Origin of the sequence: Paenibacillus barengoltzii NBRC 101215 (assembly GCF_004000745.1) — a bacterium.
In the GTDB taxonomy this organism is placed as follows: domain Bacteria; phylum Bacillota; class Bacilli; order Paenibacillales; family Paenibacillaceae; genus Fontibacillus; species Fontibacillus barengoltzii.
The window spans coordinates 1-20,948 of sequence record NZ_BILV01000096.1; the positions used below are offsets into that span (position 1 = coordinate 1).

20 protein-coding genes are annotated in these 20,948 nt (G+C 51.0%); 4 read left to right on the plus strand and 16 right to left on the minus strand.

What is annotated here, in order from left to right; genetic code table 11:
* Window positions 1-37: 37 nt before the first annotated feature.
* Window positions 38-1,006: an aldolase catalytic domain-containing protein gene (locus PBA01S_RS20340; RefSeq protein ID WP_016312976.1), complete on the minus strand. Its 969-nt coding sequence runs from the start codon at window positions 1,004-1,006 to the stop codon at window positions 38-40.
* A gap of 622 nt (window positions 1,007-1,628) precedes the next feature.
* Here PBA01S_RS20340 and PBA01S_RS20345 point away from each other — a divergent pair.
* From PBA01S_RS20345 to PBA01S_RS20355, 3 genes are read left to right on the plus strand one after another with little or no spacing between them, the layout of a single operon-like run.
* Window positions 1,629-1,871, plus strand: a complete 243-nt coding sequence (locus PBA01S_RS20345) for a FeoA family protein (RefSeq protein ID WP_084628938.1) — start codon at window positions 1,629-1,631, stop codon at window positions 1,869-1,871.
* Window positions 1,868-3,898, plus strand: a complete 2,031-nt coding sequence (gene feoB, locus PBA01S_RS20350; RefSeq protein ID WP_127576610.1) for a ferrous iron transport protein B — start codon at window positions 1,868-1,870, stop codon at window positions 3,896-3,898. The genes PBA01S_RS20345 and feoB overlap by 4 nt, the downstream gene beginning before the upstream one ends.
* A 33-nt stretch (window positions 3,899-3,931) precedes the next feature.
* Window positions 3,932-4,114 carry a FeoB-associated Cys-rich membrane protein gene (locus tag PBA01S_RS20355; protein WP_051417128.1) on the plus strand — a complete coding sequence of 61 codons (183 nt, stop codon included), beginning with the start codon at window positions 3,932-3,934 and terminating at the stop codon, window positions 4,112-4,114.
* 1 nt (window position 4,115) lies between these two features.
* On the opposite strand, the gene PBA01S_RS20360 is transcribed toward PBA01S_RS20355, so the two are convergent.
* The 7 genes from PBA01S_RS20360 to ilvB all read right to left on the minus strand — a co-directional run bounded on the left by PBA01S_RS20360 (window position 4,116) and on the right by ilvB (window position 12,583).
* Window positions 4,116-5,222 (minus strand): ATP-binding protein, encoded by a 1,107-nt coding sequence (locus PBA01S_RS20360; RefSeq protein ID WP_016312980.1) that lies wholly within the window; start codon window positions 5,220-5,222, stop codon window positions 4,116-4,118.
* Window positions 5,223-5,538: 316 nt separating this feature from the next.
* On the minus strand, window positions 5,539-5,949 hold the full coding sequence (locus PBA01S_RS20365; protein WP_009226715.1) for a hypothetical protein: 411 nt from the start codon (window positions 5,947-5,949) through the stop codon (window positions 5,539-5,541).
* Between the two features lie 277 nt (window positions 5,950-6,226).
* Complete coding sequence (gene leuB / locus PBA01S_RS20370; protein WP_009226716.1) at window positions 6,227-7,306, minus strand: 3-isopropylmalate dehydrogenase; 1,080 nt, start codon at window positions 7,304-7,306, stop codon at window positions 6,227-6,229.
* A 169-nt stretch (window positions 7,307-7,475) separates the two neighbouring features.
* On the minus strand, window positions 7,476-9,008 hold the full coding sequence (locus tag PBA01S_RS20375) for a 2-isopropylmalate synthase (RefSeq protein WP_016312982.1): 1,533 nt from the start codon (window positions 9,006-9,008) through the stop codon (window positions 7,476-7,478).
* 112 nt (window positions 9,009-9,120) lie between these two features.
* Complete coding sequence (gene ilvC, locus PBA01S_RS20380; RefSeq protein ID WP_016312983.1) at window positions 9,121-10,113, minus strand: ketol-acid reductoisomerase; 993 nt, start codon at window positions 10,111-10,113, stop codon at window positions 9,121-9,123.
* 239 nt (window positions 10,114-10,352) lie between these two features.
* A complete protein-coding gene (gene ilvN, locus PBA01S_RS20385) occupies window positions 10,353-10,841 on the minus strand; it encodes an acetolactate synthase small subunit (RefSeq protein ID WP_174844504.1) in 489 nt (162 codons plus the stop codon).
* Window positions 10,838-12,583 carry a biosynthetic-type acetolactate synthase large subunit gene (gene ilvB, locus PBA01S_RS20390; protein WP_016312985.1) on the minus strand — a complete coding sequence of 582 codons (1,746 nt, stop codon included), beginning with the start codon at window positions 12,581-12,583 and terminating at the stop codon, window positions 10,838-10,840. Before ilvB ends, ilvN begins: the two co-directional genes overlap by 4 nt.
* A 616-nt stretch (window positions 12,584-13,199) precedes the next feature.
* Here ilvB and PBA01S_RS20395 point away from each other — a divergent pair.
* On the plus strand, window positions 13,200-13,655 hold the full coding sequence (locus tag PBA01S_RS20395; RefSeq protein ID WP_127576611.1) for a GNAT family N-acetyltransferase: 456 nt from the start codon (window positions 13,200-13,202) through the stop codon (window positions 13,653-13,655).
* A 6-nt stretch (window positions 13,656-13,661) separates the two neighbouring features.
* Here the strand turns inward: PBA01S_RS20395 and PBA01S_RS20400 are convergent, their stop codons facing one another.
* From PBA01S_RS20400 to infC, 8 genes are all read right to left on the minus strand, one after another.
* Entirely contained in the window at window positions 13,662-13,958 is a 297-nt protein-coding gene (locus tag PBA01S_RS20400) for a hypothetical protein (RefSeq protein ID WP_009226722.1), read from the minus strand.
* 210 nt (window positions 13,959-14,168) lie between these two features.
* A complete protein-coding gene (locus tag PBA01S_RS20405) occupies window positions 14,169-15,128 on the minus strand; it encodes an ABC transporter permease (protein WP_127576612.1) in 960 nt (319 codons plus the stop codon).
* Window position 15,129: 1 nt separating this feature from the next.
* Complete coding sequence (locus PBA01S_RS20410; RefSeq protein WP_127576613.1) at window positions 15,130-16,203, minus strand: ABC transporter permease; 1,074 nt, start codon at window positions 16,201-16,203, stop codon at window positions 15,130-15,132.
* Entirely contained in the window at window positions 16,196-17,734 is a 1,539-nt protein-coding gene (locus PBA01S_RS20415) for an ABC transporter ATP-binding protein (protein WP_127576614.1), read from the minus strand. Before PBA01S_RS20415 ends, PBA01S_RS20410 begins: the two co-directional genes overlap by 8 nt.
* Window positions 17,735-17,861: 127 nt before the next feature.
* On the minus strand, window positions 17,862-18,947 hold the full coding sequence (locus PBA01S_RS20420) for a BMP family lipoprotein (RefSeq protein ID WP_127576615.1): 1,086 nt from the start codon (window positions 18,945-18,947) through the stop codon (window positions 17,862-17,864).
* Window positions 18,948-19,491: 544 nt separating this feature from the next.
* Entirely contained in the window at window positions 19,492-19,851 is a 360-nt protein-coding gene (gene rplT, locus PBA01S_RS20425; protein WP_009226727.1) for a 50S ribosomal protein L20, read from the minus strand.
* Between the two features lie 44 nt (window positions 19,852-19,895).
* Window positions 19,896-20,096 (minus strand): 50S ribosomal protein L35, encoded by a 201-nt coding sequence (gene rpmI, locus PBA01S_RS20430; protein ID WP_127576616.1) that lies wholly within the window; start codon window positions 20,094-20,096, stop codon window positions 19,896-19,898.
* A gap of 86 nt (window positions 20,097-20,182) precedes the next feature.
* Window positions 20,183-20,677, minus strand: a complete 495-nt coding sequence (gene infC, locus PBA01S_RS20435) for a translation initiation factor IF-3 (protein ID WP_127576617.1) — start codon at window positions 20,675-20,677, stop codon at window positions 20,183-20,185.
* Between the last annotated feature and the right edge of the window lie 271 nt (window positions 20,678-20,948).

The window sequence follows — 20,948 nt, forward strand, 5'->3', positions numbered from 1 at the left end:
AAATAAAAGCCCGGGCGCGAGGCCCGGGCTTACCTTTTTAGGATTTTTTAGGACGATGGACCGTTGTTTCCGGCGTCGTCAGTTTATCGTAAAAATCGACGACTTTGTCCTTGTCGTCTGAAGCCCGCAGCGCCATCGCGGAACGCGGATGCTCATCAAGCGTTCCCGTGATCATGTAAGGGATCAGGTACCCCCACTCTTCCTTCTCGCGAAGCGGGATCAAGAGCTCCTCCAGCACTTCTAGTACAGGGCGCAGTTTGTAGTTCGTCCCCTTCAGATGGGTCACAAGCAGCTCGGTTGGACAGTTGCCAGCCGCGCGCCCCATGCCATACACGGAAGCGTCCAGCAGTTCAACCCCATTTTCAGCAGCTACCAACGTATTAGAAAAGGCCAACTGCATGTTGTTATGGGTATGAACGCCCAGCCGTTTGCCCGGCAAATGGGTCTTGAACTTGTTGACCAAATGCTCCATGTCTTTATAATCGAGGCTTCCGTACGAATCAACAATGTAGACAACGTCAACGACGCTATCCTTGATCATCTCAAAAGCTTCCAGCAGTTCATGCTCCATCACGTTGGACAACGCCATAATATTCAACGTCGTCTCGTAGCCGCGATCATGGAACAACTGTACCAGCTGCAGAGCTTTGTCCACATCTTTAATGTAGCAAGCCACCCGAATTAAATCGAGCACGCTTTCGCTGCGCGGTAAAATATCATTTTCGTCTACCCGGCCGATATCGACCAGTGCGGATAGCTTCGTCGTTCCTTTTTGAGGAATTACCTTGCGCAGGAAATCGTCGTCCAGAAACCGCCAAGGACCGGCTTCATCGGCGCCTTTCAGCAGCTTCGGCGAGTTTTTGTAGCCGATTTCCATATAATCCACACCCGCCTCATTCAGGCCTGCGTACAATTTTTGCACAAATTCTACGCTGAAGTCCCAGTTATTCACCAGTCCTCCATCACGGATGGTACAGTCGACGATTTTGCAATTGTTAGCTTTCATCTGGCATATTCCTCTCCATCGTGTCATTTTACTATCCATCTTACTAAAGGTTGTTCGAAAAGTCATCTTTGGATCACGAAGTAACTCAAGAAGTTTCATTCGGCGTCGAATCTTGAATTCACCCAGGCCTTCCGGTGCTCACGTACCCAAAACGTACGCTCCGCTCCTCAGCCCTGGCTTCATTCAACCTTCTCGGTGCTTCAAACCTAACTTTTCGAGCTTCCATTCGATCGGTTGTTCGAAAAGTCATCTTTGGATCACGAAGTAACTCAAGAAGTTTCATTCGGCGTCGAATCTTGAATTCACCCAGGCCTTCCGGTGCTCACGTACCCAAAACGTACGCTCCGCTCCTCAGTCCTGGCTTCATTCAACCTTCTCGGTGCTTCAAACCTGACTTTTCGAGCTTCTATTAGATCGGTTGTTCGAAAAGTCATCTTTGGATCACTCTTGATTATGAAATAAATCACAGTATGGGCCAGCAGTGCGTGCTATATTACTGATGAATTTAATTGAGATTGATTCTCAATAGCATTGAATCAAATCGATGTTCCAGCCCTATTTGGCTTACCAACATGACGATCCCTTGCATTTCATGATCTTAAAATAGAAGGAGGAAGTTTTCATGCACCCTTGCCGATGCTGTCTGCTGGGTTTGAAACCCGGGACCTCTTGTGCCATCACGCAAATTGGCAATATGGACCCGATCCTGAAACGGCGCCTTGCGGATCTAGGAATCCGGGAAGGATCCCGCGTGGTTGTGAAACGGTACTGCTTATGGGGCGGTCCGGTCACGCTGGAATGCGCCGGACAACTGCTGGGCATCCGTCAGAAGGAAGCGGCCCACATCGAGGTGGCGGTCTCATGAACAATGCGGCACTGATCGGGAACCCGAACACGGGAAAAACCTCACTGTTTAACGCCTTAACCCGCTCTTACGAGTATGTCGGCAACTGGGCCGGCGTAACGGTGGAGAAAAAAGTCGGGCACCTGCGGGGGAAAACCGGGCTTCTCACCGACCTGCCGGGGATCTATACCCTGCATCCTTTGTCCCGGGATGAGGGGATTGCCGCCGAGTACCTGGCCTCCGAATCCCCTTCCGTCTTAGTCAATATTGTAGACGCCTCTAACTTGGGGCGTAACCTGTATCTAACGCTGCAACTGCTGGAATATGGTAAACCGGTAATCATCGGCTTAAATATGATGGATGTTGCCGAGAACAGCGGGTTGAAGGTGGACCCTGGGAAACTGGCAGACTTGCTGGGCGTTCCTGTTGTTCCGCTGATTGCACGTACAGGTAAAGGAACTGAAGAAGTGCTGCAGGTCATCGAGCAGCAATCTTCTGAATCGGCGCAAGCGCCGCAATTTACGATGGATTATGGTGAAGTGATCGAGCAGGCCATTCAGGAGATCACCCGTGAGCTTGAAGCAGACTGGGAGGATCATCGCCCGGCCTTACGCTGGATCGCCATGCAGGTACTTGAGAACAACCCGGCAGTCATCTCCACACTTCCGCCGCAGACCAACTTGCTCATACTGCAGAAGATCCGGACCGAAGCGGATGTGAAGCTGGCCGCCAGCGGTTTGGCTCCCTCCGCAGAAGCGTATATCCGCTCCGTGCGAGACCAGCGGATTCAGAACATTTGCAGTGAAGCCGTAGATGCCTCACAGAAGAAACCGCACTCGGTAACCGAACGGATCGATCATATTGTCACCCACCCGTTTCTCGGAATCCCGCTGTTTATGGTCTTCATGTACCTCACTTTCCAGTTGACATTTGATTGGCTTGGCAACCCGCTCTCCGATCTGCTGGACGGGTTCATCAGCGGACCACTAACCAGCGGTGTAGAAAATCTTCTTACCCGCATAGGGGCATCGGACTTCACGCAGGCGCTGATCATCGACGGTATCATTGGCGGCGTAGGCGGCGTACTGGTGTTTATTCCGCAGATTTTTATCATGTTCCTGATTATTTCCTTCATTGAAGACTCCGGTTACATGGCTCGGATCACCGTCATGATGGATAAATTGATGGAAATCGTCGGTTTAAACGGCAAAGCGTTAATTCCATTTATCCTCGGCTTTGGCTGCAATGTGCCGGCGATTATGGCTTCCCGCAGCATCGAGCAACCGAAGGAGCGGCGGCTGACCATGCTGCTCATTCCGCTGATGTCCTGTTCCGCACGGCTGCCGGTTTACGCGTTGTTTGCCGGGATCTTTTTCGCGGAATCGCAAGGTCTGATCGTCTTTTCTCTGTATATGCTCGGCATCGTGTTGGCGCTTGGGTTAGCCAAGTTATTCTCGCTGTTCCTGTTCAAAAACGAACGTTCCTACTTTATCGTCGAGCTGCCGCCTTATCGAATGCCGCAAAGCATCACCTTGTTCCGCAGCACCTGGGAGAAAGGCAAAGGCTTCCTGCGCAAAGCCGGCACCTTCATTCTTGGCGGTTCTGTGCTGATTTGGCTGCTTACGTACCTTGGTCCGGGCGGTGTGGCGGACAACATGGACGACAGCTTCCTCGCAGCCATCGGCGGCTTATTCGCATCCGTCCTGCAGCCGCTAGGCTTCGGCACTTGGCAATCTGGGGCCGCCCTGATTACCGGGTTTATGGCGAAGGAAGTCGTGGTATCCACGATGAACATTATTTATCATGTGCCTGATATGGCCGGACTCCAAGGCCAAATTGCCGCATCCTTCACCGGGCTGCAGGCCTACAGCTTTATGGCCTTCGTTCTGCTCTACACCCCTTGCCTTGCAACAGTTGGGGTTCTTCGCAAAGAAACAGCTTCCTGGAAGTGGACGTTATTTGCGGTCGGCTATTCACTGGCACTGGCTTACCTTGTGGCTTTCTTGATCTATCAGATCGGATGGCGGCTAGGACTCGGACTGGCTTAAGACAATTTCGATAAACGAAAGGAGCTGCTTGTAATGGCCGATATTCTCATCCTTACCGTTATTTTTGGATATGCTGGCTTTGCGTTATACCGCGGCTTCAAGAAAAGCAAAAAAGGCGCCTGCGCCTCCTGCTCGCAGCAGAAGTCTTGTTCTGCGGCTTGCGGGAAGTACGCGGCGTCCTCTTCGCCATCTTCGGCCGAAGGCCCTAAAGATTAATTTAGGATACCAGCGGGAGCGAAATCGTAAAGATCGTTCCCGCTCCTTTTAAACTGTCCACGGAAATGTTCCCCCGATGGTTCCGGATAATCCGGTAACTCACCGACAATCCCAATCCCGTCCCCTTCTCTTTTGTTGTAAAAAACGGATCAAACAAGCGGCTTAGCAGCCCCTTGTCCATTCCGCCGCCGTTATCTTGTATGGAAATGCAGACCGATTTGCCTTCCTTCTCTGCACGGATATCGATCACCCCTTGGTGGTCGCCGCCTACTTCGGCGATGGCATCCATCGCATTTTTGATAATGTTCAAGAGCACCTGCTTGATCTGCTTCACATCGATGGAGACGAGCAGCTCCTCGCTGGGCTCGTGAAGGATCATTTGGCATCCCTTCATCAACGCCTCGCTCTCCGTAAGCAGAACAACCTCCTTCAACAAGGAAGACACGTTGACCGTCGATTTCTGCGGAGCCGAAGGCTTCGATGAATTCAGAAACTCGTGGATGATATCGTTCGCCCGGTCGATTTCCGTTAAGATAATCCGCGCGTACTCGTCTTTGCCTAGTTGCATCAAATGCGGCCGCAGCAATTGAATGAACCCGCGAATCGCTGTAAGCGGATTCCTAATTTCATGCGCGATTGCAGCAGAAATTTTCCCAAGCATCGCCAGCTTGTCGTTCTGATAAGCCGTTTGTTCGATCCGTTTAAAATCAGATACATCCTTGACGCTGAGCAGAAAATCCCCATCCATCTGATCCCCATAAGTAACGGTAATCAACCAATGTCTGCCGTATTCGTCAATTAACTCATGGTACTTTTTGCGGTGGAAGATGGTCTCCCGGTAAATACGCAAGATCTTACGCTTCTTAAATTGGTTGAGATGTGGATGCCGCAGCAGCTGTAATAAATTACAGCCAATCAGGGATTGGCGCGGCATTTCAAGCAGTTTGGCCATCTGTACATTGATAAAGGTTAGAACCCCATCACAGTCAAACAGCATGATTCCGCTGTCCAGGTGTTGGAGTACGTTCTCATACTTGTTTTTTACGAGTTGGGTCGATTGGTATGCTTTGACGGACTGGAGCAATGTCTCTTGAAATTCACTCAACAAGCTTGGTTCCCCCTTTATTCAGATGATGTACTTTGCCTTACAAGACAACATACCATCACTACCTAGAAGAACTACCCTGAAGCGGTGCACTCACCTCAACCTTACCATGCGATCTATGTCTATTTCGCACCGGGCGATGCCATACTTGTCCATTTTTAATTCCGATAAGTCAAAAGCCACCTGTTTCAATCATAGTCATGTTTTCCAAATACCGTCAATCAGAGAAACTGTCGAAAAAAGTGGGATCAACGCAAAACGACGACCTAAGTCCTAAAAAATACAAATAGTCTCCCTTCTGGAAGACTATTTCTAGGAATTAACGATTGTTATGCAGTAACCGCGCTCGACGACGGCTCATGACCGCCAGCCTCTTCTTCAGCTCTTCCGTCCATTTCTCATCGCCGATTTGTTTGGCAACGGACATGAGGTCCAGCGAAATATCGATTTGACTCTGTACGATAGCCAAGGGATCTTCATCTTCCCGATTAACGCAATTTCCGAAAATGGAGTCATCGTCCTCCATCACAAAATCCTGAAAATCAATTTCCGCGACACCGTCACCATGCGCGTATTCGGCCAGGATTTCGTATTCATTCTCGACTTTATAATGAACCTCAACCCGGTGGCATACCGGGCAAAATAACAGGGGCACATTATGTACCTGCGTGCGATAATGCTTTAAGGTGCCCTTTGTTCCCAGCATGCTGGCTCCGCAGCAAAAGCTCATTCCCCTTCACCCTTTCCCGCGTTTGGTTCATTTCCTCTTCCTGGCTCTCCCTGAAGCCGGGATTTTCCTATAATTTATTCGTGAAGCTTGCTTCAAATTCCTGCGTGTGGATTGTAAATCCTGGGAGCTTAAGTCAATCCTCCGCCGGAGAAAGCTTCTGGGCAAAAAACCCCCGATTTGAGCCAAGCTCAAACAGGGGGTCTTTCTTCTTAATTTCTTCCCACATGGTAACATCGGCCATTCCGAAAGTCAATTCCACGGCCCCATGCAGATACATTTATTTCTTCATTGCAGCAACGATCAGATCGCCCATTTCCTTAGTTCCAATTGCTTTGCTCTTATCAACGGCGATGTCGCCAGTACGATGTCCGGCATTCAGCACGTCGGTGACAGCGGCTTCGATCGCGTCAGCCGCATCCGCGTAACCAAACGTTAAGCGGAACATCAGCGCAACGGACAAGATTGTCGCAATTGGGTTGGCCAGGTTTTGGCCTGCGATGTCCGGGGCCGAACCGTGAACAGGCTCATACAGCCCAAAGCTGCCTTCGCCCAAGGAAGCGGAGGACAACATCCCAATCGAGCCAGTCAACATAGCCGCTTCATCGCTCAAAATGTCGCCAAACATATTTTCCGTTACGATCACGTCGAAGCTGGCAGGGCGGCGCAGCAGCTGCATCGCGCAGTTATCCACCAGGACATGCTCCAGCTCAACGTCCGGATATTCCGGTGCGATCCGGTTCACGACTTCACGCCACAACCGCGACGTTTCCAGCACGTTGGCCTTATCTACCGAAGCCAGCTTCTTCCGGCGCTTCTGGGCAATCTCAAACGCTTGGCGAACGATCCGCTCAACTTCTTTTACGTTATATGCACAGGTATCCACGGCTTCTTGACCTTGCTCTGTATCGCGGCGGTATTTCTCACCGAAATAGATGCCGCCGGTCAGCTCACGTACAACGATAAGGTCCGTCCCTTCAAGCACTTCCGGTTTCAGCGTCGAAGCGTCCTTCAGGCAATCGAATACCACCGCCGGACGCAGGTTCGAGAACAAGCCGAGCGCTTTACGAATACCGAGCAGGCCGGTTTCTGGGCGCAGCTCCTTCGGATTGTTATCCCATTTTGGACCGCCTACAGCCCCGAGCAGGACAGCGTCAGCCTTTTGACAAATCTCCAGCGTCTCTTGTGGAAGCGGCGTTCCTTTCTCGTCGATGGCGATCCCGCCGAACAACGCATGCTCCGTTTCAAACTGGTATCCGAACAGCTCCTCTGTCCGTTTCAACACTTTCTCCGCTTCAGCCACCACTTCCGGCCCGATGCCGTCACCCGCGATGACCGCGATTTTCTTGACTTCTGCCATTGCTTCCAGCTCCCTTTCGTGAACATCCTCTTCTTCAGTTGTAACACACCGGGTAAGGATAGACAAAGATATAGAATCTATTAAGGTCATAGGTTTTAACTATAAGTCATCAAAAAAACAGCGAAGCTGCATGAATCAACTCCGCTGTATCCGCACATCCGCGTATTAGTTAAGCCCGAATCGTAGAGTGGCTTTTTCGCTTCTCAATCAACCGATTAATGGCATCGACATAGGCGCGAGCGCTCGCTTCCAAAATGTCGGTGCTAATGCCGCGGCCTTGTACTGAAATACCGTTTTGCGTCAGCACGACATGTACTTCGCCTTGGGCATCCTTGCCTTGGCTAACGGACTTGATTGAATAGTCCGCCAGTTTGACTTCCTCGCCGGAAGCCAGATCGATGGCATTATAGATCGCATCAACCGAACCGTTGCCTTCGGCTTCCTTCTCGATAATGTCGCCGCCAAGAGTAACGAGCCGTACCTTCGCTGCAGGTGTAGCCTCGTTGCCGTAAGAGACAAAGATCGTCTCAAGGCGGAATTCCTCCGGCGTATCGACCAGCTTCTCCTCAACGATCGCCAGCAGGTCTTCGTCGGTGATCTCCTTCTTCTTATCGGCGAGCGCCTTGAATTTGGCAAAGGCTTCATTTAACCGCTCGTCGTCCAAAGTATACCCCATATCGACCAGCTTCTCGCGGAATGCGTGGCGGCCGGAATGCTTGCCCAGCACCAGCTTGCTCTCCTTGAGCCCAATCGTTTCCGGGGACATGATCTCGTAAGTCGTTTTCTCCTTCAGCATGCCGTCTTGGTGGATGCCGGATTCATGGGCAAACGCATTGGCGCCCACAATCGCCTTGTTGCCCGGCACGACCATCCCCGTCAAGCGGCTGACAAGTCGGCTCGTACGGGCGATTTCCGACAGTTCCAGCGTGGTCTTGGCACCGAAGAAATCAAACCGGGTTTCCAGCGCCAGCGCTACTTCTTCCAGCGCGGTATTGCCGGCCCGTTCCCCGATCCCGTTGATCGTTCCTTCGATTTGGTCGGCACCGCCGAGGATCGCCGCCAGTGAGTTCGCCGTTGCCAAGCCTAAATCATCATGACAATGGGCGCTCAGTTGGATTTTCTCAATCCCAGGCACCTTCTCCTTCAGCGTACGGAAGATGTTGCCGTATTCTTCCGGATACAAATATCCGACCGTGTCAGGGATATTGACCACCGATGCGCCTTCGCGGATCGCCATCGCCGTCATCTCGCAGAGGAAATCCAGTTCGGTCCGGCCTGCATCCTCGCAGGAGAATTCGATCTTCGAAAAGTACTTGCTCGCATAGCGAAGTGCCGCTTGCGCGGTTTCCAGGACTTGTTCCTTGCTCATCTTCAGCTTATATTGCCGGTGGATCGGGCTGGTGGCCAGAAACAAGTGAATACAAGGGTCTTCCGCTCCTTGCAGCGCTTCGCGAACCGCATCGATATCCTGGGTGCGCGAACGCGACAAGCCGATTACCGTCGACTTTTTAACTGCACGCGCCACGGCGTTCACGGCTGCCAAATCCCCGGGCGAAGCTGCAGGGAAGCCCGCTTCAATCCGGTCGACGCCCAGCTTCTCCAGCTGATAGGCGATCTCCAGCTTTTCGCGAGTATTCAGGTTGACTCCGGGAGACTGCTCCCCATCCCGAAGCGTCGTATCAAAAATGTAGATTTTGCGCATGCCATGCACCTCCTCCGAAAAAGCTCCAATGCGGCTCACGCATTAGGCACGGCCGCATTGGATATTCAGGTTAATACCTATCTTACGATTTGCAATAGGAACGGTATACCGCTTATTTCTTGATCCAGTGCATCAAGCCGCGCAGCTCTTTGCCGACCACTTCGATCGGATGATTCGCTTCGTTGCGACGAGTTGCCGTAAGGAACGCACGGTTGGATTGGTTTTCCAGGATGAAGTCGCGGGCGAATTTCCCTTGCTGGATATCAGCAAGCACTTCTTTCATCGCTTTCTTCGTTTCTTCCGTCACAATGCGCGGGCCAGTGACATAGTCGCCGTATTCCGCCGTGTTGGAGATAGAATCACGCATCGTCGCCAATCCGCCTTCATAAATCAGGTCAACAATCAGCTTCATCTCGTGCAAGCACTCGAAGTACGCCATTTCTGGAGCATAACCAGCTTCCACCAGCGTCTCGAAGCCAGCTTTGATCAAGGCAGATACACCGCCGCACAATACGGCTTGTTCACCGAACAGATCGGTTTCGGTTTCTTCACGGAACGAAGTTTCGATAACCCCTGCACGTGTACAGCCGATCCCTTTCGCATAAGCCAGGCCGATTTCTTTTGCTTTGCCGGTAGCGTCTTGGTGGATCGCGATCAGGCCAGGAACGCCGAAGCCTTCAACATAAGTACGACGAACCATATGACCTGGGGATTTCGGAGCAACGAGCAATACGTCATTGTCCGGGGAAGGTACGATTTGGCCAAAATGTACGTTAAAGCCGTGAGCGAACAACAATGCAGCGCCTTTTTTCAGGTTAGGCGCGATTTCGCTGTTGTAAACCGCAGCTTGAGTTTCGTCCGGCATCAGGATTTGCACAACGTCTGCACGTTTAGTTGCTTCTGCAACGGACAACACTTCAAAACCGTCTTCCTTCGCTTTGTTGAAGGATTTGCCTTCACGCAGGCCGATGATGACATTCAGTCCGCTTTCGCGCAGGTTTTGCGCATGGGCATGTCCTTGGCTGCCGTAACCGATGATAGCAATGGTTTTTCCTTTCAATACGCTGAGATCTGCATCTTGTTCATAGTACAAAGTAACTGCCATTTCTTATGCCCTCCTAAGATTTGCGGGACAGTCAAGCTGTGCCCTTGATTTATTAAGTATAATATGGTTTCCTCCGCCTGTAACGAGCGGGTATTTCAATGGACCGACGCCTTGAAGCAGTAAAGTGAACTTTTGGCTTAATCGATCCCCTCAAACACCCGCTCGGCGCGAGCGGAGAGGTGAAGCCGCACGCGGCGGCAAATCTACTGTAGTGTCAATGAGCCTGGGTAGAGCCTAGTTTACGCGTTCCCCCGGATCATGGCGGTGACACCGGTGCGCGACAGCTCCCGGATCCCGTACGGACGAAGCAGTTCAATCATTGCATCGATTTTTTCAGTGTCGCCCACAACTTGGACGATCATGCTGTGCGTCCCGATATCAACGACGGCAGCGCGGAACGTGTCGACAACCCCCATAATTTCCGGGCGCTCCGCCGGCTCTGCTTTGACCTTAATCAAAGCGAGCTCCCGTGCCACCATCGGTCTGGAGCTGAGATTCACAACCTTGATCACGTCGATCAGTTTGTAGAGCTGCTTCTCAATTTGCTCCAGCGTTTTGTCGTCCCCTTTGGTAACGATGATCATCCGGGACAATCCAGCTTCCTCGGATTGCCCCACGGTAATGCTTTCGATATTAAAACCGCGCCGTCCGAAGAGGCCGGCAACGCGCTGCAGAACACCTGGCTGGTCGTTCACTAAAACAGAGATCGCATGGCTTTTCATCATCATTCACTGTCCCCCATCAACATTTGATCAATGGTGGAGCCTTGGGTAACCATCGGATATACATTTTCCTCTTTGCTGACCACGAATTCCACCAGTACCGGTCCCGGCGTGTCGAGCGCTTCCTGCCATACGCGTCTGGCTTCTTCCTTGTTCGTTGCCCGCAGACCCTTGACGCCGTAAGCTTCCGCCAGTTTGACGAAATCCGGACTTCCTTCGAGATTGATATGGCTGTAGCGATTGTCATAGATTATTTCCTGCCATTGACGTACCATGCCAAGCACCTGGTTATTGATCACTACGACTTTGACCGGAATGTTATTGATCGCGCAGATCGCCAGCTCCTGAGCACACATTTGCATGCCGCCGTCACCGTTGATCGAGATGACCAGCCGATCGGGATGTCCCATTTGGGCACCAATCGCAGCAGGGAAGCCAAAGCCCATCGTTCCGAGTCCGCCCGAGGTGATCCAAGAGCGAGGCTGATTAAATTTGTAGTACTGCGCCGTCCACATTTGATGTTGACCAACGTCGGTTGTGATGATCGCTTCGCCGCCAGTCGTTTCATTCAGCATCTCGATCACCCATTGCGGCTTCAGTACCGTATCTGAGTCCTTGTACTTCAACGGCTTCTCGGCTTTCAGGCGTTGGACTTGTGCTCTCCAAGCATCCGCTTTGTCCGCCCGGGACACGAGAGGATTCAGCATTTCCAGCACCGTTTTGACGTCGCCTACGATCGGGATGTCTGCATGGACGTTCTTGCCGATCTCCGCAGGATCGATGTCGATATGAGCCACCTTGGCATGCGGAGCAAATCCGTCCAGCTTGCCGGTCACCCGATCGTCAAACCGCGCCCCGATGTTAATCAACAGATCGGATTGTTGAATCGACTGGTTGGCCGTATACGTACCGTGCATCCCTGGCATTCCCATCCACAGCTCGTGGCCGCTCGGGAAAGCACCTAAGCCAAGCAATGTCGTTGTAATCGGAATTTGCGTTTTATTTACAAATTCGAACAGTTGCTCATGCCCGCCGGAGTAAACGACGCCGCCCCCGGCAATAATGACCGGACGTTCAGCTTCCTGGATCGCTGCAGCCAATTTGTCCAGCTGCAAACGATTTGGCACCACCGTAGGGTTATAACCGCGCAGGTTGATGGTTTGAACCGGTTCGAACAACGTTTTGTTCGCGGACACGTCCTTCGGAATGTCGATCAGAACCGGTCCCTTGCGTCCCGTGTTGGCGATGTGGAATGCTTCGTGAATAATTCGCGGCAAGTCCTCTACACGCCGAACCAGATAACTGTGTTTCGTAATCGGCATCGTAATGCCGGTAATATCTGCTTCTTGGAACGCATCCGTACCGATCAGGCTGGAAACGACGTTCCCCGTAATCACAACCAGCGGAACTGAATCCATAAACGCAGTGGCGATCCCCGTCACCGTGTTTGTTGCTCCCGGACCGGAGGTGGCGATACATACGCCGACTTTGCCGGTAGCCCGAGCGTACCCGTCTGCCGCATGGATGGCGCCCTGCTCATGTCGCGTGAGCAGGTGATGGAAGTCTTTAAATCCGTACAGCGCATCGTAAATATACAACACCGCTCCGCCCGGATAACCAAAGACGCACTCGACACCTTCCAAAAGTAAGCTGCGAAGTAGGATTTCGGAACCGGAAATGACTTCCGGTTTCATCCATTTCTCTCGTAATTGTTCTGTAGACCGCATCTCTGGAATTTGCGCGCTCATCAGTCATCCTCCTTCCAAATGTTGTTCAAAAAGTTATCTTCGATCACGAGATGGATCTCGGTGCTCCAAACCTAACTTTTTGAACCTTGATCTAAGTTTTTCTAACCCCTTTAACCTAAAAAACAAAAAACCTTCCGCCCGCCGGAACAGTTTCCTGCTCCGAGGGACGAAAGGTTTTATCCTCCGTGGTACCACCCATTTTTACCTAGCACCTCACAGTGCCAAGCCTTGACGAGTAAAAGCCTAAGCGACCTTACTCGTGGTCCCTAACGCGGACCAGACGATTCCCCCTACTAAGCCTTGGTCGCAAGCGACACCGCGGATGGCTTGCAGCTTTTCAGGGAAACAGCTCCGAGGTGAGCTCGCAGTTAAGGGATTTTGGTGGTGGTCTCAGCAAATCCATCCACTCTCTGAGCAAAGAGCCCTTAAAGCTTCGTCCTCTTCATTGCCGTTTGCAAGATATGCTTCAAATGTTTAGGAACATTATATGATTAGATTACACCGCACGTCAATACCCTAAACAATTAAAGTTTTTGGCTGGAACCCTTTCCCTCCTCTCCCTCATATGATAAAAGATAGTGCCCAATCTTATGCACGGTTAGGAGGAGATTCGCGTATGATTCGTTACAGAAGACCGAAACAGGACGATCCCGTCATCTACGATCTCATCCGCACGGAGCTTGTCCCCTTCACCCATATGCCTCCTCAGGACATTGAAGCAGTCTTCAAGGATCTTCCAGTCCGGCTGTCGCGCGGCGTGTCGCTGATTGCGTCACCAACCTATGAAGCAGATCCTGTCGCATTTATCCATTTTCTCATTTATGGCGATTTGTTATATATCGATATGATGGCGGTGGCAACGGAACACCAACGGCAGCGTCATGGCAAAACGTTAATGGCCCATGCGGAAAACTTAGCGGTCTCCCGGGGATGTCAACGGGCAAAAGTAATGGTGGACCGGGATAACACCCGAGCCCACCTCTTTTACCGCAAATTGGGATATCGGACTCAGCGTTACATCCCGTTGTCCCAATGTTATGAGCTGGAAAAAAGACTGCCCAGCCGCAATTAAGCCAGCTTACCAGAAATACGGGGAAGGATAACCGCCGTACGGTACGCCTCCGCCATACGGATACCCCCCGTACGAATAACCGCCAAAGGCGTATGGAGCGGTGCCGATCGCTAAGAGATCAAACAATACAAGCGGGATTAACGCTTTGGTTTTGACTTTTTTGCCAGGAGCTTGGCGGAGGATCAAGCGATTGCCGCTAATTTTCACCAGCTTCCCTGTAACCACCGTGCCGTCTTTTTTATAAGCCGCGATCTGCTTGCCCAGCCATTTCTCGGCTTCTTTTCTCGTAACCGTTCTGCCCATCCGAATTCCTCCTGTCAGGTTAGATCCTATAGCCGTGAAAACCGCTCTGGCCGAACCGTTTGACTCGGCTATTTTGTGTACACCCTTAGCATATGCGCCTGTCTCCACCCTGGCATACACCATCGCCTTGACCGCTGACAAACGGGCTTCTAACTCCAGAAGGGCAAAAAAAGGATGCTGACCAATGGTAGCATCCTTTCAACTTGAAGCTTAACGTTTCCCCGGATCGTATGGCGTACCAAGCGCCGCCGGAGCCGAGGATCGACCCACCGCACCAACGAGGACGATAATCGTCAGCACGTAAGGGATCATAAAGATAAATTCCTGCGGAATACTTCTCGACCAATCGAACAACTGCACGTAGTTGCGGATCGCCTGCGAGAAGCCAAAGAACATCGCCGCACCAAAGGCGCCCAGCGGGTTCCATTTACCGAAGATCATGGCCGCAATCGCAATAAAGCCTTGGCCGGAGATCGTATTATGGGCAAACGTACTGGTTGTCGTCAGCGTAATCGTAGCGCCGCCGATCCCTCCGAGGACACCGCTGAGCAGCACCCCGATATAACGCATTTTGGTCACGTTAACGCCCAGCGTGTCCGCCGCACTTGGATGTTCGCCGACAGAACGCAGGCGCAGTCCAAACGGCGTTTTAAACAGCACGAAGTAAATGACCACGACGAGGATTAACGCTAGATACGTCGTTGGGTACGAGTTAAAGAAGCCTTCCCCGATGATCGGGATATCGCGCAGAATCGGGATTGGAACCTTATGGAACACGGTAACCAGCGGAGTTTCAGCGGCTCCGTCGAAAATCAATTTGACGATGTACACGGTCAAGCCCGCTGCCAGGAAGTTGATTACGATCCCGCTGATCGTCTGATCCGCTTTAAACGTAATCGTAGCAATGGCATGAATCAGCGCGCCGAGCGCTCCCGCTACCATCGCCGCAATCACGCCAACCCACGGCGAGAAGCTGCCCATCCCTGCTTCTTGGGCATAGTAGGTCCCTACGCCAGCCGCAAACGCACCGAATATCATCAAACCCTCCAAGCCGATGTTAACGACGCCGGAACGCTCGGAAAAGATACCGCCAAGCGCCGTAAATATCAACGCCGTGGAAAAGACAAGGGTGGAGTTCAGCAATTGACCAAGCAGTGTAAGTACGTCCATCTTACGACACCTTCTCTTTCTTGCGCTTCAGGTAAAACGGCTTCAGCACGATTCTTACAATGCCTTGAGCGGCAATAAAGAATATGATCGAACCGATTACGATCTTGATCAGTTCCGGCGGTACACCGGCGCTAAAGCTCATCCCGGCCGAGCCGTACGTCAATACGCCGTACAGGATCGAACCAAGCACCACGCCAAACGGATGGTTCATGCCCAGCAACGCCACGGCGATACCGTCAAACCCGTATCCCGGAGACGCGGCGAACACCGATTGATAATGAAACACGCCAAGCACCTCAAACGTGCCGGCCAGACCCGCAAACACACCGCTGATGAACATCGCTTTCACGATGTTGCGGCCGACGTTCATCCCGGCGTATTCCGCCGCATTTGGGTTCAGACCCACGGAGCGCATTTCATAGCCTTGCTTCGTTTTCCAGAGGTACACAAAGAAGAATACGGCTGTCAGCAAAGCAATTACCGTTCCCCAATGGACCCGTGCGTTATTAAACACATCGTTTAAGAACGTCATCGAAGCGGACGCATCGATGTTCTCCGAACGGTTTTGGCCCTTAAGCAGGTAAAAATTACGAATGATGTAGTTGGAAAGATACAGCGCCGTCCAGTTCAACATGATCGTGGTGATAACTTCATTGATGCCCCGTTTGGCCTTCAGGTATCCCGCAATGGCAGCCCAAAGTCCGCCGCCAATTCCCCCGGCAATAACTGCTAAAGGCACCAGGATGGCCGATGGCAATCCCTTGAAGGACAGCGATACCGCTGTCGCCACCGTCATGCCGATCAAGACTTGTCCATCCGCACCGATGTTAAACATCCCGGAGCGGAAGGCGAAAGCGACCGCTAACCCCGTGAACATCAACGGCGTGATTTGACGGATGGTTTCGCCGAAATCGTACGGATTCCCTACGACCCGCTGCACCAAGGCACCATAGGCTACTAACGGATTGTATCCGCCGACCAGCATAACCACCGCGCCGACCAATAAGCCAAGCACAATGGCTACAATCGGAAGAATAATGCTATCTAGCGTAAATATTTTTCGCAACTTATCCAACGCTTTGACCTCCCCGTTCCAGGCTTCCCGCCATCATGAGACCCAGCTCCTGATCGTTGGTTTCGTGCGGAAGCACTTCCCCGACGATCCGGCCTTCATAGATGACGGCAATCCGATCGGACACGTTCATGATTTCATCCAGCTCGAAGGAGATCAGCAACACCGCTTTGCCTTGATCCCGCTGCTCAATCAGCTGTTTATGAACAAATTCGATCGCTCCGACATCCAGTCCCCGTGTCGGTTGAGCAGCAATCAGCAGATCTGGATTCTTGTCTATTTCCCGCGCAATAATCGCCTTCTGCTGGTTCCCCCCGGACAGGGAGCGCGCTTTCGTCTCTATGCTTGGCGTACGCACGTCAAACGCTTCAACCAATTGCTTGGCATGCTCGTCGATCGCCCGCCGATTTAGGATACCGCCCTTGCTGTAAGGTGCTTTGTAATAGGTCTCAAGGATCATGTTTTCGCTGATGGAAAAGTCCAGCACCAAGCCGTGCTTATGACGATCCTCTGGGATATGGGACAACCCGCTTTCGATAATCTTGCGCGCCGGAAGGTTGGCAATTTCCTTGCCCGACAGCTTGATGGAGCCGGAATCAATTTTACGCAATCCAGTGATCGCCTCAATCAATTCGCTCTGTCCGTTGCCGTCAACCCCGGCAATGCCGACGATTTCCCCGGCACGCACATCCAGGTTCAGCCCGTTCAGGATCTGAATCCCCTGCTTGTCCTTCGCTTTCAAATCTCTCAGCTGCAGGACAGGCTCGCCAATCTGCGGTTCTTTTTTATCAACCTTAAAGGTCACGCCGCGGCCCACCATCTTCTCGGCCAGTTCTTGTGGATTCGTCTTTGCTGTTTCGACGGTATCGATCACTTTGCCCCGTCTAATAATCGTAACTCGGTTGGAAATCTCCATGATTTCCTTCAGTTTGTGCGTGATCAAGATGATGGACTTGCCTTCTGCCACCAGCCGTCTCATAATCGCCATCAGTTCTTCGATTTCCTGAGGAGTCAGCACAGCGGTAGGTTCGTCAAATATAAGAATATCTGCGCCGCGGAACAGAATTTTCAAGATCTCGACCCGTTGCTGCATCCCTACGGAAATATCGTGGATTTTCGCGTTGGGATCAACTTGCAGGCCGTACTGCTCCGACAGTTTCGCCACTTGGGCGGTCGCCGATTTATAGTCGATATTAAGTCCCTTTTTCGGTTCCATGCCAAGAATGATGTTCTCGGTCACCGTAAAAGGATGAACTAGTTTAAAATGCTGGTGCACCATCCCAATGCCTAGTTTAATCGCCTTGTTGGGATTGTCGATTGTCACCGGCTGGCCATTCATTTCGATTGTGCCTTCATCCGGCTGATATAGACCAAATAAAATGTTCATCAACGTTGATTTACCCGCGCCGTTCTCGCCTAGCAAGGCGTGAATCTCGCCCTTGCGTAAGGTTAGGCTGATGGAATCGTTCGCGACGATACCGGGAAACCGTTTTGTGATTTGCTTCAACTCGACTACGGGAGCTTCAGCGCTCATGAAACCACCCTCACCATTATGGGATTAACGCAAGCAACAAGGCCAGTAGATCCACTGGCCTTGCTCGCTTGAATGACTTAATTATATTCCACTGTCCATACGGACGTAAATGTCTTGCGCTTGCTGATTACTCAGCAGGAACCGTAATTTCGCCATTGACGATTTTTTGTTTGAATTCTTCGACTTTGTCCAAGATTTCTTGACTCAGGTTCGGATTCTCTTCCGGCAAACCTACGCCGTCTTCTTTCAGCGTCAAGTTCGTGACTTGACCGCCTTTGAAGCTACCGTCGATGACTTGTTGAGTTACGTTCTTAACAGCAACGTCAACGCGTTTCATCATGGAAGTCAGGGTTACTTCGTCACCGAATTCCAGCGATTGGTCTTTGTCTACGCCGATAACCCACAATTTGTTAGCACCGCCGGCTTGGTTACGAGCAGCTGCTTCGTTAAATACGCCGTTCCCCGTTTGACCTGCAGCCGGGAAGATGATATCTGCGCCATCGTTAAACAATTGGCTTGCCAAGGATTTACCTACGTCCGGTTTGTCATATGCACCTGCATAAGTAACCGTTACTTTTGCATCTGGGTTAACCGCAGCTACACCCGCTTGGAAACCAACTTCGAAGCGTTTGATAACCGGGCTTTCCATCCCGCCGATAAAGCCGATTTTGTTTGTTTTCGTGGTCAGACCAGCAACAACGCCAACCAAGAAGGAACCTTCGTTTTCGGCAAATGTTACGGACTCTACGTTAGGAGCATCAACCACGTTGTCGATGATTGCCATTTTTGCGTTTGGATTCGCTTGAGCAACTTGTAATGTCGCATCGCCAAGGTCAAAGCCGATCGACCAAGTCAAGTCATAGCCGCCTTGTACGAATTGGTTCAAGTTTGGAACATAATCGGAGCTTTGAGCACTTTGCAGATATTTGTTTTGAATGCCTAGCTCCTCATGCAGCGCTTCGAGCGCTTCCCATGCCGATTGGTTGAAGGATTTGTCGTTTACGCCGCCTACGTCAGTAACGAGACCGATTTTAAACTTCGATGCATCGGTTGCCGTTCCGCCGTTGCCTGCTTGCGTGTTGTCTGCTGTATTTCCAGCATTCCCCGTATTGGTTGTTCCGCCGTTGTTTGCTGCATTGTTGTTACCGCATCCCGCCAAAATCAGAGTAAATGCGAGCACCAAGAGTAAAGAAAGTTTGAAGGCTTTGTTCATTGCGGTTAATCCCCCTTAAAATTTTGTGAGTCTAATCTAAGTTGACCACACAGACAGATTATACCTGTAAAATATACTAAAATCCATACTTTTAATAACCTTGGGTTAAATAATTTTCGCCTTTACCTTTGATAAAACGCTTACTTTCGACAAATTTATCATCCAATGTTCGCATCATGTGAGATTATCCGGCTAACCACGCTATTTCCGAACATTCAGACCTAATTCACGCGCAAACATTGGTATTTTCCCAGGTTTGTAAGGATCGACGGACGTGTCGTGCGGTTCTTATACAGCATTCCATATTTTCAACAATTCCATACCATACACTTAAGATCTTCTGTTCCAAACGCATAAGCTCATCCGGGGGGAGAGTTCCATGAATTTCCAGCAAAAAGCACATTCAAATTCAGCTTTGCGACCATACCCATGCGGTCATTCACGCTTCTGCTCCTGCCTATGTAATCGTCCTCGGACCGCTCTATTCCCCAAAAAAAGCGCCGTCCCGGAAGGATCCGGAAACAGCGCCTTAATCGTTTGAATTTTAAGCGTTGATTTTTTCTTTAGCGACAGCTGCCAAAGAATTGAAGGCATTCAAGTCGTTAACTGCGAGATCAGCCAGCATTTTGCGGTTGATGTTCACGTCAGCGAGCTTCAAGCCATGCATCAATTTGCTGTAGGACAAACCGTTCATGCGAGCTGCGGCATTAATACGGACGATCCACAGTTTGCGGAAGTCGCGTTTTTTCGCGCGGCGGTCACGGTAAGCGTACAGCAATGATTTCATCACTTGCTCGTTCGCAGTTTTGAAAATGCGGTGTTTCGAACCAAAATAACCTTTAGCCAGTTTCAATACTTTTTTATGACGACGACGAACGACGAATCCGCCTTTTACTCTTGCCATTTAAAAAACCTCCCAATAAGTTGTGTAAATTGTTCCTTCGAAAATTACTTCAAGTTCGCCAGTTGCTGCTTCATGCGGCGAACGTCACCTGCGTATGCAACAGGGCTGTTGGCCAAAACACGTTTTGCACGTTTGGACTTATGGGACAGCAAGTGATTGCGGTTCGCTTTGTAACGTCTAACTTTACCGGATCCGGTAATTTTGAAGCGGTCTTTCAGACTGCTGTGGGTTTTCATTTTAGGCATTGTACTTCCCCCTCAAAGTTTGTGACGCCCGTTTTCTCTTTCAGGTCATTCCGCTGTTGGAACGATCATATATAGAAAACAAACGATTAGTTTTTCGGTGCCAGGATCATGATCATACTGCGTCCTTCCAGCTTCGGAACTCGTTCAACGTTCGAGATTTCCGCAACCTCATCTTTGACGCGGTCGAGAATTTTCTTCCCGATGTCGGCATGGGTAATTTCCCGTCCGCGGAAGCGAACCGAGCATTTTACCTTGTCGCCATCTTTCAAAAATTTGATCACATTGCGAAGTTTCGTTTGGAAATCGTGTTCCTCGATGTTCGCGCGGAACCACACTTCCTTGATGTCCACAATTTTCTGATTCTTGCGGGCTTCCTTCTCTTTCTTCTGCTGCTCGTAACGGAACTTGCCATAGTCCATAATCCGGCATACCGGCGGCTTGGCAGTCGGCGCAACGTTCACCAGATCCAGATTCAGGTCCATCGCCATCTGCAGCGCTTCGCGCAGCGGCTTAATGCCGATTTGTTCGCCTTCAGTGCCTACGAGACGGACTTCTTTCGCACGAATCTCTTCATTGATCAAATGTTCCTTACTGATAATCCTCCACCTCCAAGTGGTCTTAGTAATGACTTGGACCCTGTACTCACACACATAAAAAGGATGCAGGCCCAATACCCGCATCCCTCATTGATCGTCAATTCTTCATGAACATTGCATTCATAAATGAACGGATCAAAACCAGCCAACACGTGCGTCGGTCAGGTGAGAAGCCGGGGCCTCTGCTTGCAATCCAAAAATATCTTGCAACCTCAAATACTATACCATGTGCAATTTACCAAGTCAAGATCCCGCG